The organism is Mycobacterium intermedium (genome assembly GCF_002086275.1).
Lineage (GTDB): Bacteria > Actinomycetota > Actinomycetes > Mycobacteriales > Mycobacteriaceae > Mycobacterium > Mycobacterium intermedium.
The window spans coordinates 58,948-74,043 of the sequence record NZ_MVHT01000022.1; the positions used below are offsets into that span (position 1 = coordinate 58,948).

Genomic DNA, 15,096 nt, shown 5'->3' on the forward strand with positions numbered 1-15,096 from the left:
CGCTGCGGTCATGGACAAGGTAGTGGCTACTGCGGCGGAGGCGGTTGCGGACATCACCGACGGGTCGTCTTTGGCGGTGGGGGGATTCGGGCTGTGCGGCATTCCCGAAGCGTTGATCGCGGCAGTGGCCGACCTCGGGGTCACCGACCTGGAGACCGTGTCGAACAACTGTGGTGTCGACGACATTGGGCTGGGAGTGCTGTTGCTGCACAAGCGCATTCGCCGGACGGTGTCCTCCTACGTGGGGGAGAACAAGGAGTTCGCGCGGCAGTTCCTGTCGGGCGAGCTCGAGGTGGAGCTGACGCCGCAGGGCACGCTGGCGGAGCGCCTTCGCGCCGGTGGAATGGGCATACCCGCGTTCTACACCCCGGCCGGAGTGGGGACCCAGATCGCCGATGGGGGACTGCCGTGGCGCTATGACGCGTCGGGGGAAGTTGCGGTGGTATCGCCGCCCAAGGAGACGCGCGAGTTCGACGGTGTCACCTACGTACTGGAGCGCGCGATTCGTACCGACTTCGCGCTCGTGCACGCCTGGAAGGGCGATCGGCACGGCAACCTGGTGTACCGCTACGCCGCGAACAACTTCAATGCGGAGTGTGCTGCCGCGGGCAGGATCACCATCGCCGAGGTCGAACATCTCGTGGAGCCGGGGGAGATCGACCCCGCGACGGTGCACACGCCCGGCATTTTCGTGCAACGGGTCGTCCATGTGCCAAATCCCACCAAGCACATCGAGAAGGAAACCGTGCGCTCATGATTTCTCTATTCGCCGAGCGTCACGCCAGAGTGACGTCGGGCGCCGCGCGTCACTCTGGCGTGACGCTCGCCAGCGCAGCAACCGGGAGGGGCGCCTGATGGCCTGGACCAGAGACCAGATGGCCGCACGCGTGGCGGCGGACTTCGAGGACGGGCAGTACGTCAACCTGGGCATCGGTATCCCGACCCTGATTCCCAATCACATCCCCGAAGGCGTACACGTCGTGCTGCATTCGGAGAACGGCATCCTGGGGGTGGGGCCCTATCCCCGGCGCGAAGATGTCGACGCGGATCTGATCAATGCGGGCAAGGAAACCGTCACCGTGCAGCCGGGGGCCGCGTTCTTCAGCTCGTCGGCTTCCTTCGGCATCATCCGCGGCGGGCACCTGGACGTGGCAGTGCTTGGCGCCATGCAGGTTTCGGTCACCGGAGACCTGGCCAACTGGGTGATCCCCGGCAAGATGGTCAAGGGCATGGGCGGAGCAATGGACCTGGTACACGGGGCCCGCAAGGTCATCGTGGTGATGGATCATGCCGCCAAGGACGGCAGCCCGAAAATCCTGGAACGCTGCACGCTGCCGTTGACCGGCGTGGGGTGCGTCAACCGGATCGTCACCGAGCTGGCGGTGATCGACGTCCGCGACGACGGCTTGCACCTGGTGGAAACCGCGCCGGACGTGTCGGTCGAGGAGGTGGTTGCGAAAACGCAACCTCCCCTTGCGGTTTCGGATTTGGCGTCCCGGTGACCGCGGTCGCCGCGCCGTCGTTCGCCGATCAGCACCGCGCGCTGGTGGCGCAACTCAACGAAAAGCTCGCCGCCGCAGCGCTCGGCGGCAACGAACGCGCCCGTGAACGCCACGTCAGCCGCGGCAAGCTGTTACCCCGCGAACGCGTGGACCGCCTGCTGGATCCGGGCAGCCCGTTCCTCGAACTTGCACCGCTGGCCGCCAATGGCATGTACGGTGACGAATCTCCCGGCGCGGGGATCATCACCGGCATAGGCCGGGTTTCCGGACGGGAATGCGTGATCGTCGCCAACGACGCGACGGTCAAGGGCGGCACCTACTACCCGATGACCGTCAAGAAGCACCTGCGCGCCCAGGAGGTGGCGCTGCAGAACCGGTTGCCGTGCATCTACCTGGTCGACTCCGGCGGCGCCTTCTTGCCGCGCCAAGACGAGGTGTTCCCCGACCGCGAACACTTCGGGCGGATCTTCTACAACCAGGCGACGATGAGCGCCAAGGGCATCCCGCAGGTGGCGGCGGTGCTGGGTTCCTGCACCGCGGGCGGTGCCTACGTGCCGGCGATGAGCGATGAAGCCGTCATCGTGCGCGAGCAAGGCACGATCTTCCTCGGCGGCCCACCCTTGGTGAAAGCCGCGACCGGCGAGATCGTCACCGCCGAAGAGCTCGGTGGCGGCGACCTGCATTCGCGGGTATCCGGCGTCACCGACCACCTCGCCGAGGACGACGAGGATGCGCTGCGGATCGTCCGCGCGATCGCGGCCACCTTCGCCCCGCGGGAGCCCGCCCAGTGGGAGGTGATCCCGACGGTCGAGCCCAAACACCCGCAGACCGATCTGTACGACATCGTGCCGCCCGACCCCCGGGTGCCCTACGACGTACACGAGGTCATCGCCCGGTTGGTCGACGGCAGCCAATTCAGCGAATTCAAGGCGCTTTACGGCAAGACGCTGGTGACCGCGTTCGCGCACATCCACGGCCACCCGGTCGGGATCATCGCCAACAACGGCGTCCTGTTCGGCGAATCCGCGCTCAAGGGAGCGCATTTCATCGAGCTGTGCGACAAGCGCAAGATCCCGCTGCTGTTCCTGCAGAACATCGCCGGATTCATGGTCGGTCGCGACTACGAGGCCGCGGGCATCGCCAAGCACGGCGCCAAGATGGTCACGGCCGTGGCGTGCGCCCGGGTTCCCAAGCTGACCGTGGTGATCGGGGGATCGTATGGCGCTGGTAACTATTCGATGTGTGGGCGGGCGTATTCGCCCCGGTTCCTGTGGATGTGGCCCAACGCGCGGATTTCGGTGATGGGCGGCGAGCAGGCCGCGTCGGTGTTGGCCACCGTGCGCGGTGAACAACTCAGCGCATCCGGCAAACCGTGGTCGCCCGAGGAAGAAGAGGCGTTCAAGGCGCCCATCCGCGAGCAGTACGAGGATCAGGGCAACCCGTATTACTCGACCGCCCGGCTGTGGGATGACGGAATCATCGACCCTGCTGACACGAGAACCGTTGTTGGGCTTGCGCTTTCGGCGTGCGCACATGCCCCGCTGGAAGCGGTCTCCTACGGCGTCTTCCGGATGTGAGTCGCGATGTTTGACACGGTATTGGTGGCCAACCGCGGCGAGATCGCGGTGCGCGTGATCCGCACCCTGCGCCGGTTGGGAATTCGCTCGGTCGCTGTCTACAGCGATGCCGACGCCGGGGCGCGGCACGTACTCGAGGCCGACGAAGCGGTGCGGTTGGGGCCGGCGGCGGCCCGCGAGAGCTACCTGGCCATCGACAAGGTCATCGACGCGGCCGTGCGCACCGGATCGCAGGCCATCCATCCCGGATACGGGTTTCTTTCCGAGAACTCCGATTTCGCCGCGGCCTGCGAACGTGCCGGGGTGGTTTTCCTGGGCCCGCCCTCCCGTGCGATCGAGGTGATGGGCGACAAGATCGCCGCCAAGAACGCCGTCGCGGCCTTTGATGTTCCGGTGGTCCCAGGCATCGCCAAGCCGGGCTTGACGGATGACGAACTCGTCGCGGCCGCGGACGATGTCGGCTATCCGGTGCTGATCAAGCCGTCGGCAGGCGGCGGTGGCAAGGGCATGCATCTGGTGGAGGACCCGGCGAGGTTGCGCGCTGCCTTGGTCAGTGCGCGACGTGAGGCGGCGTCCTCGTTCGGCGACGACACGCTGTTCCTGGAGCGGTTTGTGCTGCGGCCCAGGCACATCGAGGTCCAGGTGCTCGCGGACACGCACGGCAACGTGGTCCACCTCGGTGAGCGCGAATGCAGCTTGCAGCGGCGCCACCAGAAAGTCATCGAAGAGGCCCCGTCGCCGCTGCTCGACCCGCAAACCCGGGCGCGGATCGGCGCCGCGGCGTGCAATACCGCCCGCAGTGTCGACTACGTCGGCGCGGGCACGGTGGAGTTCATCGTTTCCGCGGACCGGCCCGACGAGTTCTTCTTCATGGAGATGAACACCCGCCTGCAGGTGGAACATCCGGTCACCGAGGCCGTTACCGGCTTGGACCTCGTCGAGTGGCAGCTGCGCGTGGCTGCCGGTGAGAAGCTTGGATTCGCCCAAGACGACATCGAATTGAGCGGCCACGCGATCGAGGCTCGGATCTACGCCGAAGATCCCGCCCGGGGATTTCTGCCGACCGGCGGCCGGGTGTTGGAGGTGATCGAGCCGTCCGGCAACGGGGTGCGAGTGGACTCCTCGCTGTCGGCCGGCACGGTCGTCGGCAGCGATTACGACCCGATGCTGAGCAAGGTGATCGCGCACGGGACCGACCGTGCGCAGGCCCTGGAGCGTCTCGATCGCGCGCTGGCGCACACCGCCGTGCTGGGCGTGCAGACCAATGTCGAGTTCCTGCGCTTCCTGCTCGCCGACGACCGCGTCCAGGCCGGCGACTTGGACACCGCGCTGCTGGACGAACGTTCGGGCGACTTCACCCCGCTGCCCGCACCAGATGACGTACTGGCCGCGGGCGGTCTCTTCCGGCAGTGGGCTTTATCTCTCAGGGGTCGTTCCGCGACGAGCACCCCCTGGGACGCCCCGACGGGCTGGCGGGTGGGCGGTGTAACGGCTCCGGTCCGAACGGACATGCGTACCCCGTTGCGCAGCGAGATGGTATCGGTGTGGGGCCTGGCCACCGACGCCAGGGTTCAGGTCGGCGACGGCGACATCCTCTCCGCCAGTGCGGATGTCGGGCGCGGCACGATCAGCGTGACCCTCGACGGGCTGCGTCGCGATTATCGCTGGGCGGAAGCCGATCGGCACTTGTGGATCGCCGACGAGCGGGGAACGTGGCACCTCTATGAGGCCGAGGAGCACAAGATTCACCGTGCGGTCGGCGAACAGCAGGCGGAGGTCGTCAGCCCGATGCCGGGCAGCGTCATCGCCGTCCAGGTCGACTCCGGAGCCGAAGTCTCCGAAGGCGACGTCGTGGTGGTCGTCGAGGCGATGAAGATGGAACACCCACTGACGGCACCGGTTTCGGGTCGAGTCGAGGTGCTGGTGTCCGTCGGCGACCAGGTGAAGGTGGACCAGGTGCTTGCCCGGCTGGTCCCCGAAGAAGCTACCGAAAGCAAGGAATAAAGGATTATGACTACAACCATTCCTGCGGGAACACTGCCCAAGGAATACGAGGATCTCCGCGATACGGTTGCCGACTTCGCCCGCTCCGTCGTCGCTCCCGTATCCGCCAAACACGATGAGGAACACAGCTTCCCGTACGAAGTCATCGCCAAGATGGGCGAGATGGGTCTCTTCGGACTGCCTTTCCCGGAGGAGTACGGCGGCATGGGCGGCGACTACTTCGCACTCGCCCTTGCGCTCGAAGAATTGGGCAAGGTCGACCAGTCAGTGGCGATCACCCTGGAGGCCGGGGTAGGCCTCGGCGCCATGCCCATCTACCGGTTCGGCACCGAGGAGCAGAAGCAGAAGTGGCTGCCGGATCTGATCGCCGGGCGTGCGCTGGCAGGCTTCGGTCTGACCGAGCCGGGTGCGGGATCGGATGCCGGTGGTACCCGGACCACCGCGCGCCTCGAGGGTGACGAGTGGATCATCAACGGCAACAAGCAGTTCATCACCAACTCGGGCACCGACATCACCTCGCTGGTCACCGTGACCGCGGTCACCGGCAGTCTCGCCGACGGCAAGAAAGAGATTTCGACCATCATCGTGCCCAGCGGCACATCGGGATTCATCGTCGAGCCGCCGTACAACAAGGTGGGCTGGAACGCGTCGGACACCCACGCGCTGACCTTCGATGACGCCCGCGTGCCGCAGGAAAATCTGCTCGGCGCTCGCGGCAGCGGGTACAAGAACTTCCTGTCCATCCTGGACGAGGGCCGCATCGCCATCGCCGCGCTGGCGACCGGCGTGGCGCAGGGTTGTGTCGATGAAAGCGTCAAGTACGCCAAGGAGCGTCAGGCGTTCGGCCAGCCGATCGGTTCCTACCAGGCGATCAGCTTCAAGATCGCGCGCATGGAGGCACGGGCCCACGTGGCCCGGACGGCCTATTACGAGGCAGCGGCAAAGATGTTGGCGGGCAAGCCGTTCAAGAAGGAAGCGGCGATCGCGAAGATGGTCTCCTCGGAGGCCGCGATGGACAACGCCCGCGACGCCACTCAGATCCACGGCGGCTACGGGTTCATGAACGAGTACCCGGTGGCGCGCCATTACCGCGACAGCAAGATCCTCGAGATCGGAGAGGGTACCACTGAAGTGCAGCTGATGCTCATCGCGCGATCGCTGGGACTGTCATGACGGGTAAGTCAGTTGTCCAGCGCGGGCTGTGGTTTGAGGAATTCGAGATCGGCACGACGTACCTGCACCGGCCCGGTCGCACCGTCACCGAGGCGGACAACGTCTTGTTCACCACGCTGACCATGAACACCCAGTCCCTGCACCTCGATGCGGCGTGGGCCGCCGAACAACCGGGCTTTGGCGGTGAGCGACTGGTGAATTCGATGTTCACCCTCTCGACCCTCGTCGGGCTGTCCGTGGCACAGCTGACGCTCGGTACCATCGTCGCCAACCTCGGCTTCTCCGAAGTGTCTTTTCCCAAACCGGTTTTCCACGGCGACACGCTGTATGCGGAAACCGTCTGCACCGCCAAACGGGAGTCGAAGAGCCGTCCGCGCGAGGGCATCGTCACCTTGGAGCACACCGGACGCAATCAGCACGGCGACGTCGTTGCCCGTGCGGTCCGCACGACGCTGGTGCAGAAGCGGCCCACCGAAGGGGAGTCCTGATGAGCCTGCGCGACGCCGGTCCGGCGTGGCTGTTTTGCCCGGCCGATCGCCCGGAACGCTTCGCCAAGGCCGCCGCCGCGGCCGACGTGGTGATCCTCGACCTCGAAGACGGTGTGGCAGCGGCGGATCGGCCCGCGGCGCGGAAGGCATTGCGTGACACCCCGCTGGACCCCCAGCGCACCGTCGTTCGGATCAATGCTGCCGGCACCGAAGATCAGCCGCGTGACTTGGAGGCGTTGGCCGACACCCCGTACACGACGGTGATGCTGTCCAAGACGGAGTCGGCCGAGCAGGTGTTGGCGCTGGCGCCGCGGGATGTCATCGCGTTAGCGGAGACTCCCCGGGGCGTATTGTTCGCCGCCGAGATAGCGGCGGCTGAACGCACCGTCGGATTGATGTGGGGCGCTGAGGATTTGGTCGCCACGCTGGGCGGCAGTTCCAGTCGGCGGGCGGACGGCACCTACCGAGATGTGGCCCGGCACGCCAGGTCGACGGCCCTGCTGGCGGCGTCCACGTTCGGTCGGTTGGCGCTTGATGCCGTGCACCTGGACATCCGCGACCTCGAGGGCTTGCGGGAAGAAGCGATCGATGCGGTCGCGGTGGGCTTCGACGCGACCGTCTGCATCCATCCCAGTCAGGTTCCCGTGGTACGCGAGGCCTACCGTCCCAGCGACGAGAAACTGGCCTGGGCGCGACGCGTCCTGGAAGCGGCCAAGAACGAGCGTGGCGTGTTCGCTTTCGAAGGCCAGATGGTGGATTCACCCGTTCTGCGGCACGCGGAGATGGCGCTGCGACGGGCGGGTGAGTGAGCGCTGCGGTCTGGTGGGCAATCGTCGCCGTCGTGGAATTCGGTGGCCTGGTCGCCGTGGGGACGGTGCTCATCGTGTCGCGCCGCCAGCTGGCGTCGACACGTCTCGCCCTTGAGCGCGCCAAGCAAGAGAAATCAAAGCCCCGCCCTCGTCGCCCCCGGCCTCGACGGCCCGGAGTCGCCCCACTGGCGATAAAGACCGTCTGGGAGACCGCAGATTCGCTGATCAACAAGGGAATTGGCGCCACCGTCCGTAACTCGTTCGAGGATCTCGCGGGCTGGGCCCGGGTCGAACGCCCCGACCTCGCCCGGATGGTGGCCGACGGCGATGTGGTGATCGCCTTTTCCGACATCGAGCGTTCCACCGAGCTCAACGAGAAGTTGGGCGACCTAGGGTGGGTGAAACTGCTTGAGCGGCACAACAAGCTGATCAACAAGCAGGTGGAGGCGCACGGCGGTCATGTGATCAAGACCCAGGGCGACGGCTTCATGATGGCCTTCCCGGATCCCGCACAGGCCGTGCGCTGCAGTATCGCGATACAGCGCGCGTTGCAGGCCGACCCCGAGCGATGGGAGAACATCCGAGTGCGCATGGGCCTACACGTGGGCAGCTCGGTGCGCCGCGGGGATGACCTCTTTGGACGCAACGTGGCGATGGCTGCGCGGGTTGCCGGACAGGCCAAAGGCGGCGAAATCCTAGTCAGTGAAGCGATTCGCGAAGCGATAGCGCATGCGGGCGAGATCGCGCTCGGCCCACAACGCGAGGTCGAACTCAAGGGCCTCAGCGGTATGCATGAAATTTATCCCGTCGTGGTGATGCCGGCACCGCTTGCATTAGACGCCCCCCGCGAGCAGACGTAAAGTTGTACTGTCCGTGCGGTTTTCGTACAAGTTTGTGTCTGCTCGCGGGGATGTCAAGAGCTAGCTAACTTGGCGAACCCGGTCGCCGATGTCGATCCTGACTTCACGCTGGGTCGGCTCTGGCCTGACGGACTTCGCGTTGGCGATCTTCTCGCGGGCCGGAAACGACTCTGCCAGCTCGGCTTCCAGTATCTTGGCGATCGACTCGTCGATCGATTCGAACGCGCCGAAGCCGTGGTCGCCGCCCGGTACGTCGTGCCCGGCGGCCAACTGGGCCAACTCGACCAGCGCCGGATGGTCGGCATTCGCGGGCGCGATCGTCCGAAACGTCACGGCACGTGAGTATTTGGGGTGCACATCGAGCACCTTGACGCGTAGTTTCTCGGTGGGCAGTTCGCCGATCACCGCGCCCGTCTCGGGATCGACGATCTCATCGCCACCGTGGGCCATCACCGCAAAGATCATGTCGGATTGCACGCCATGCTCGGACCCGCGGTTGACGATCAGCGTGTATTCGTCTTCGACGCGGGCGACGCTGCCTTGAATGAGTCCGCGGGTTTCGGTATCGGGAGCCGGGACGGACTTCCGTTGGCTCGGGGCCTGTTCGGTGGTGCCCAAGGATAGTTCCGTTGCGGTCTTGGCTCGCACAATCTCCGTGAGGCCATTGTCGTTTCGGCCATTCTCGAAGTGGCGCTGGGCTTCCGCGAGCCGCTCGTCGACATAGCGGACGGACCTCTTCAAGTTCAGGGTTGCGAAAACCGCGCTGTGTGTGGCTCTTGCCAACTGTTGGTCGGGTGCATGCCTGCTGTACCAACGGTTTCCGAGGATGCCGATGGCGATGCAGAGTCCCGGAGTGAACGCGATGACGCACGCTTGACCGATCGCAGTGCCCCAGAAAGCGAATGCTCCGACGACGCTCAGAGCGGCAAGTCCGGTGAGTATGCCGATCGTCTCCAGGGGAGCGGGCCGGAGTTCACTCAGGCGCACCAGTCGTCCGCCCAGCCAGCTACCAACGTGGCCTAGGGCCTTGGCGAGCTGGACCAACCAGCCACCCAGGTGGGTGAACCCGGTGTGAAAGCGTGTTCGCCAAGTAGCCGCGTGGGCGTGCCAATCGATCGTCGGGGCCTTGAATCTCGATGCGGGCGGTGGCGGTGTCGTCGGCACCGTGGGCGGCCATTGCCACATCTGTGGCGGCGGCGACTGCTGCGCGTTTGAGCTTTGGTCGGATGCCGGTCCGGTCTCCGGATCTGCCGCACCGACGGGCTGCTGTCCCGGCACGCCGTCGGCGTTCGCGTACGATTCGTCGGTCCTCGTGGGTTGTTCGCCTTCCGCCACTGGGCAATCATCTCATCGAGACGAACCCAGACCAGTGAGACGCGCCTTCCGCGTATCGGGCGAGGTCCGTATCAGGCCGTCCTGCGCCCTGATTGGTGAGCCACTGCCGGACACCACCGTGACCCGAGCAGGTACCCGCGTGGTGCGTGCTGAATGACCTCCCGCTATCGCTGCCATGGCAAATAATCGCCTTATTCGCATGTCGCACCCCTTTAAATGATGTGTTCTTGAGGGGTGCCCGGCCCCAACGGGCAGCGTATGGGTACGATTGCGTAACCGCATGAAATTCAGAGAACTCGCGTTCTAGATCATCGCTATCGGCGATATCTCCAATCCGACCTCAAGGGCGCCCGCCAACTCGCGAGCGGTGTCCGGGTCGAAAATGACGTGTCCCGAGCCCATCTCGACATCGCGCCGAGCCCGCTGCAGCGGATTGGACAAGAAGTTCGCCGATGCGCCCGCTACTTGCATCAGGTTGTTGATGACCGATTGCGACTCGTGCACGATGTGGGCCGCGGTGGCCCGGGCCGTGGCGCGCGTCTTGCGATCGACGCAGTCCCCGCTGGCGACGGTCGCCTCGATGGCGCCCACGGTGTCGGTGAGCAGGCTTTGCAGCGCGTTGAGGCGCACCCGCGCGTCGGCCAGGCGGATCTGGGTTGCCGGCTGCTCCTTCTGCCGCTTTCCGCTGTAGGCGAGAACGCGGGTCTGCAGCCGTTCGGCGAATGCATCGGTGATCATCGACGCGCTGCCGAGAATCGGCATCGCCGCGGTGAAGGCGAGCGCGGTAATCACGGGCCACCGGTACAACGCCGCATCGTGGACCTTGGCGCCGGGCGCAGTCCCGGCCGAGATGTCGGTCAGTTTGACGATCCGGTGCTCGGGTACGAACACGTTGTCAAGGATCACGTCGTTGGAACCTGTCCCGCGCATGCCGGCGGTATGCCAGGTGTCTTCGACGGTGGCATCGCCGGCGGGCAGCACCATCAGGCCCGGGAACATGTCGGCGCCCGAGCCGCAGAGCGCGCACACCATGATCCAGTCGGCGTGCATCGCTCCGGTTGCCCAGGCCCATCGGCCAGTCACGTTGTACCCACCAGGTACCCGCTCGGCGGCGCCCGTGGGTGCGAGGGGTGCGGGCGCCAGGACGGGTCCGGACGCGAAAACCTCTGTCTGTGCCTCCTCCTCGAACAGCGACAAGAACCAGTTGTGCAGCACGAAGAATCCGATGGTCCACGAGCTGGAAGCACAGCCGTGAGCCATGCGTTGAATAGGCATCAAGACATCGGGAAAGCTTGCTTCTAGGCCGCCAAAGCGCTTGGGCAGCAACAACCTGAGCAGGTCACTGGCGCGGACCTCCGCCACGGTGTCATCGGGCAGCCTGCGCAACCGCTCGGCCTCCGGGGCGCGTTCGGCCAGCCGCGCGATGAAGTCATCGGGAACCAGCGTCGAGGGCGAAATGTCCGGCTGCATGACGCACCACTCTATACTTTTTAGTATGGTGCCGACAACGCGCGGGAGGTTGTGCGGCCTCTGCCCAGGTCAGGGGCGCAGCATGAAATCGACAAGTTCTTCGCGCTCGGACGCCGGTACGTGGGCGCGCTTGGACTTCGACAGGTGCAACGCGCCGATCCCCAGCGCGAATGTCCATGTGGCACGCTGCTCGGCGGTCTTCGGGTCGAATCCGTAGTCGAGGAACGCCTGCCGCACCGCTAGGCGGGTGTGACGGTCCGCCTGTCCGACGCTGGCGGCAGCTTGGGGATCTGACCGGGCCCACTCTCGCATCGCGCGCTCCAGCATCCAATAGCGCGGACTCACCAGCGTCGCCATCATCTCGATCAGCCGCGCCCTGGGTTCCAATTTGGCCAGCTCGTTGAATTGCTTGTGGTCCTCATCACGCCACTGAGCCCAATTGGCCACTAGTGCCGCCTTGTAGGCGGCCATGTCGGTGAAATGCCAGTAGAAGCTGCCTTTGGTTACCCCGAGCCGCGACGTCAGATTGTCGATCTTGAGGGCTTTGAACCCTTCGTCAGCCAGGATCGCGTAACCGGTCTGTAGCCAGGCTTCCTTCGTGCTGGTGCTTCCACTGCGCTTCGGCTCCTTCGGCGGCATTGCTACAGCCTAATCAAGCGCCGAACAGTCGCCCCGCATTGTCGCTGGTTGCGGACGCCAGCCGTTCGTGCACGTTTGTTCGATTGCGGTCGATGAAACCTGCAGGAGCAAAAGGGAAATCGCTTCCGTAGAGGAGCCGGTCGGTGCCAACGACCTCAGCGGCGAGTCGCAGTGCCGCTGGGTCGGCGGACAACGCCACGTCGTAGTAGCAGCGTCGCAGTTGGTCTCGAACGGGCTCCCGGGGCCCGCCCTTCGCAGACGGAAAGTCGTCCAGCATTGACAGCCGCCAGGCAACCCAGGGCAGCGTGCCGCCCAAATGCGACAGCACCAGGGTCAGGCCTGGGTAGCGCTGCAATGTCTCGGTGAGGATCATCTCGGCGAACATCCGCGTGGTGTCGAAGGTGAATTCCAAAACCGGGGCCGGTAGCGCCAACTGCGCTCCCGTCATCGGCGGTGGAAGATTCGGGTGGACATGCACAACCGCGCCGTGGCGGTCGAGTTCTTCCAGCAGCGGGGCAAACGAGACGTCGCCCAGGTAGCGGCCACCATAGTTCGTCAACACGGCAATGCCGTCGAGTTTCAGTTCGCCCAGGGCGCGCCGAGCCTCGGCCACCGAAGCCGCGACATCGGGCATGGGAAGGACGGCGAAGCCGCCGATGGTACCGGGATTGCGCCTTGCCAGATCGGCGATGGCGTCATTGCAGGCGCGGGCCAGGGCGGGGCGTTCGGCGTCGTCGACGGGTTCGAGTGCCGGCGCGGAAATCGACACGACGGCCCGTTCGACCCCGAGACTTTCGATGCGGTCCAGCATCGCCTGTTCGGACCAAGCCGGTTGCGGGATGCCGCCAACCGTGCCGTCGGTAGCAGCCTTGATAGCCGCCCGGTAGACGTCTGGAACCACATGGTGATGCACGTCGACCAAGCCGCTGACCATGGCCACACCATACCTCTTGGTATGCTCCGGACATGGCCGAAATCGCGGCTGCCTACATCGGTGGCACTGCGGTACAGACGGATTCGCGTCCCGTTCACAACCCGGCTCATTCCCACGAAATCGTCGGTCTGGCAGCGCATTGCGGTACCGCGGTCGTCGACCAAGCCGTGCGTGCCGCGCACGCCGCCGCCGCAGAATGGGCGGCTGTTTCGCCGCGAGATCGCAAGCGGCTGATGAGGGAGGCGGCCGTCGCTGCGATGGCAGACTTCGATGCGCTCACCACGTTGCTCACCCGTGAGCAGGGCAAGGTGTTGTGGGAGTCGGCCCTCGATCTCGCTGGTGCGCCGTATCTCCTCCACGAGTGCTCGAAGTTGATCGAGCGCGTCGTGGCCGAGGATGTCACCGAGAACGAACGCGGCCGGTTCATTGTTCGACGACGACCGGTGGGCGTCGTCGGTGTGATCGTTCCGTGGAATTATCCTGTGCTGCTTGCTTTTAACGGGATCGCCGCCGCCTTGGCCGCGGGGAACACGGTGGTGGTGAAGCCGCCTGAGTTGGCGCCGATAGCGCTCACCAAGACGGTTACGGCAGTCGCCGCCGCGCTACCACCGGGAGTATTGAACGTCGTGCCGGGCGACGGCGCCGAGACGGGTAACGCTTTGGCCGGGCATCCGCTGGTACGTCGCATCCTGTTCACCGGCGGTGTGGTCAGCGGGCGCGAAGTGATGCGATCCGCAGCCCAGAACATCACCGGCGTCGGCCTGGAGCTAGGAGGGAACGATCCGGCGCTCGTCCTCTCGTCGGCGGTTGTCGACGACGAACTGGTGAAAGGGTTGCGCCACTCCGCCTTCACCTGTTCGGGACAGATTTGCTTTGCCATCAAGCGGATTTACGTCCACCGCAGCCATTACCGAGAGCTCGTGGACGCGCTGGTCGATGCGGTGAATGAGATCGCCGTCGGTGACGGATTGAACCCGGAGAGCACGATCGGGCCGCTGATCACGCAGCATGCCCGGCAACGGGTGCAGCGGCTCATCGATGACGCGGCCGCCTCGGGTGCCACCGTGCGACAGCTCGGCCGCAAGGTCGACCCGTCGACCTGGGACGAGGGACATTTCCTGTTGCCGCACATAGTGAGTGACATCGCGCAGGAGGCTGAGTTGGTGGCCGCCGAACAATTCGCCCCAGCACTGCCGATCCTGGCGTTCGATTCCGAAGAAGAGGCGATTCGGATGGCCAATGACTCCGAGTTCGGCCTGGCGGCGTCGGTTTGGACTCGAGACGATGACCATGCCTTCGAGGTGGCCCGCCAGATCGAGGCGGGCACCGTATTCGTCAACGTGCATCGCGCCGGGGCATCCGATCACACCACGCCGTTCGGTGGGGTCAAGCAAAGCGGGATCGGACGTATCAACGGATGGGCCTCGATCGAGGAGGTCACCGACGTGCAGACGCTCATCCGTCGCGATGACGCGGCGTCGCTGCCGGGGCCGCACTGACCAGCGCTTGGGCCTGCCTAAAGGTGTCAGGCACACCGGTCACCTCGGCCACGGCCAGGAATGGGCTGTCTTCGTGCCCGGCTTGCAGCGACAGCTGAGCCGGTTTTCGGCAGGCCCCGTCGGAATTAAGTAGCCGACTACTCTAACCGCCCCTCTCGTTTGGGGTGAGTCTGTGTTCGCGACGCCGCACCGGACACGCGGTCTCGGCCAGTCCGCCTCGACGAGCAAGGGGTACACGACATGTCTTATGTAATCGCCGCGACCGACCTAATCACCGCTGCCGCAGCCGATTTGGCCAACATCGGATCGACGCTGAACGCGGCCAACGCAACCGCGAGTGTCGGTACGACGGCGATGCTCGCCGCGGGCGCCGATGAGGTGTCGGCAGCGATCGCCGCGCTCTTTTCCGCCCACGGGCAGCAATACCAGGCGTTGAGTGCGCAGGCCACGGCGTTTCATGAACAGTTCGTCCAGGCATTGACGGCTGGCGCGCGCGCCTACGGGAGTGCCGAGGCCGCGGCGGCGTCGCCGCTGCAGAGTGTGCTGGACGTCATCAATGGGCCGATCCGGCAGCTGACCGGGCGCCCGCTGATCGGCAATGGTGCCAACGGGGCCCCTGGCACGGGACAAGATGGTGCCCCCGGCGGTTGGTTGCTCGGTAACGGCGGATCCGGCGGCTCGGGCCCGATCGGGCAAAAGGGCGGGAACGGCGGGGCTGCCGGACTGTTCGGCACCGCGGGCGCTGGCGGTGCGGGCGGAAGCGCACACCTAGTCGGCGACGGCGGCAATGGTGGCACCGGCGGGTC

Annotated in this window: 15 protein-coding genes; 10 read left to right on the top strand and 5 right to left on the bottom strand. The window is 65.6% G+C overall.

What is annotated here, in order from left to right; genetic code table 11:
- The first annotated feature begins 10 nt into the window (after positions 1-10).
- From BST27_RS10560 to BST27_RS10595, 8 genes are all read left to right on the top strand, one after another.
- Positions 11-757: a CoA transferase subunit A gene (locus tag BST27_RS10560; RefSeq protein WP_069417341.1), complete on the top strand. Its 747-nt coding sequence runs from the start codon at positions 11-13 to the stop codon at positions 755-757.
- 97 nt (positions 758-854) lie between these two features.
- Positions 855-1,502, top strand: coding sequence for a 3-oxoacid CoA-transferase subunit B (locus tag BST27_RS10565; protein WP_069417342.1), 648 nt, complete (start codon positions 855-857; stop codon positions 1,500-1,502).
- The gene (locus tag BST27_RS10570) at positions 1,499-3,079 is read left to right on the top strand and encodes a carboxyl transferase domain-containing protein (RefSeq protein WP_069417343.1); all 1,581 of its coding nucleotides are present in this window, start codon (positions 1,499-1,501) and stop codon (positions 3,077-3,079) included. The genes BST27_RS10565 and BST27_RS10570 overlap by 4 nt, the downstream gene beginning before the upstream one ends.
- A gap of 6 nt (positions 3,080-3,085) precedes the next feature.
- A complete protein-coding gene (locus BST27_RS10575; RefSeq protein ID WP_069417344.1) occupies positions 3,086-5,083 on the top strand; it encodes an acetyl/propionyl/methylcrotonyl-CoA carboxylase subunit alpha in 1,998 nt (665 codons plus the stop codon).
- 6 nt (positions 5,084-5,089) lie between these two features.
- The gene (locus BST27_RS10580) at positions 5,090-6,256 is read left to right on the top strand and encodes an acyl-CoA dehydrogenase family protein (RefSeq protein ID WP_069417345.1); all 1,167 of its coding nucleotides are present in this window, start codon (positions 5,090-5,092) and stop codon (positions 6,254-6,256) included.
- Positions 6,253-6,744, top strand: coding sequence for a MaoC family dehydratase (locus BST27_RS10585; protein ID WP_069417346.1), 492 nt, complete (start codon positions 6,253-6,255; stop codon positions 6,742-6,744). Before BST27_RS10580 ends, BST27_RS10585 begins: the two co-directional genes overlap by 4 nt.
- On the top strand, positions 6,744-7,553 hold the full coding sequence (locus tag BST27_RS10590) for an HpcH/HpaI aldolase/citrate lyase family protein (RefSeq protein WP_069417347.1): 810 nt from the start codon (positions 6,744-6,746) through the stop codon (positions 7,551-7,553). The genes BST27_RS10585 and BST27_RS10590 overlap by 1 nt, the downstream gene beginning before the upstream one ends.
- A complete protein-coding gene (locus BST27_RS10595; protein WP_069417348.1) occupies positions 7,550-8,413 on the top strand; it encodes an adenylate/guanylate cyclase domain-containing protein in 864 nt (287 codons plus the stop codon). The genes BST27_RS10590 and BST27_RS10595 overlap by 4 nt, the downstream gene beginning before the upstream one ends.
- Positions 8,414-8,473: 60 nt before the next feature.
- Here BST27_RS10595 and BST27_RS10600 read toward each other — a convergent pair whose 3' ends face one another.
- From BST27_RS10600 to BST27_RS10620, 5 genes are all read right to left on the bottom strand, one after another.
- Positions 8,474-9,748, bottom strand: coding sequence for an MreC domain-containing protein (locus BST27_RS10600; protein ID WP_069417349.1), 1,275 nt, complete (start codon positions 9,746-9,748; stop codon positions 8,474-8,476).
- Between the two features lie 7 nt (positions 9,749-9,755).
- Positions 9,756-9,956: a DUF3761 domain-containing protein gene (locus BST27_RS35030; protein WP_170062298.1), complete on the bottom strand. Its 201-nt coding sequence runs from the start codon at positions 9,954-9,956 to the stop codon at positions 9,756-9,758.
- A gap of 95 nt (positions 9,957-10,051) precedes the next feature.
- Positions 10,052-11,218, bottom strand: a complete 1,167-nt coding sequence (locus BST27_RS10610; RefSeq protein WP_069417350.1) for an acyl-CoA dehydrogenase family protein — start codon at positions 11,216-11,218, stop codon at positions 10,052-10,054.
- Positions 11,219-11,287: 69 nt separating this feature from the next.
- A complete protein-coding gene (locus BST27_RS10615; protein ID WP_069417351.1) occupies positions 11,288-11,857 on the bottom strand; it encodes a TetR/AcrR family transcriptional regulator in 570 nt (189 codons plus the stop codon).
- A 13-nt stretch (positions 11,858-11,870) separates the two neighbouring features.
- The gene (locus tag BST27_RS10620; RefSeq protein WP_139805094.1) at positions 11,871-12,791 is read right to left on the bottom strand and encodes an amidohydrolase family protein; all 921 of its coding nucleotides are present in this window, start codon (positions 12,789-12,791) and stop codon (positions 11,871-11,873) included.
- A gap of 32 nt (positions 12,792-12,823) precedes the next feature.
- Here BST27_RS10620 and BST27_RS10625 point away from each other — a divergent pair, with 32 nt between their 5' ends.
- Together BST27_RS10625 and BST27_RS10630 are read left to right on the top strand one after the other, a co-directional pair.
- Positions 12,824-14,290, top strand: coding sequence for an aldehyde dehydrogenase family protein (locus BST27_RS10625; protein ID WP_069417353.1), 1,467 nt, complete (start codon positions 12,824-12,826; stop codon positions 14,288-14,290).
- 240 nt (positions 14,291-14,530) lie between these two features.
- A partial coding sequence (locus BST27_RS10630) for a PE family protein (RefSeq protein ID WP_083148462.1) occupies positions 14,531-15,096 on the top strand: 566 nt, incomplete at its 3' end.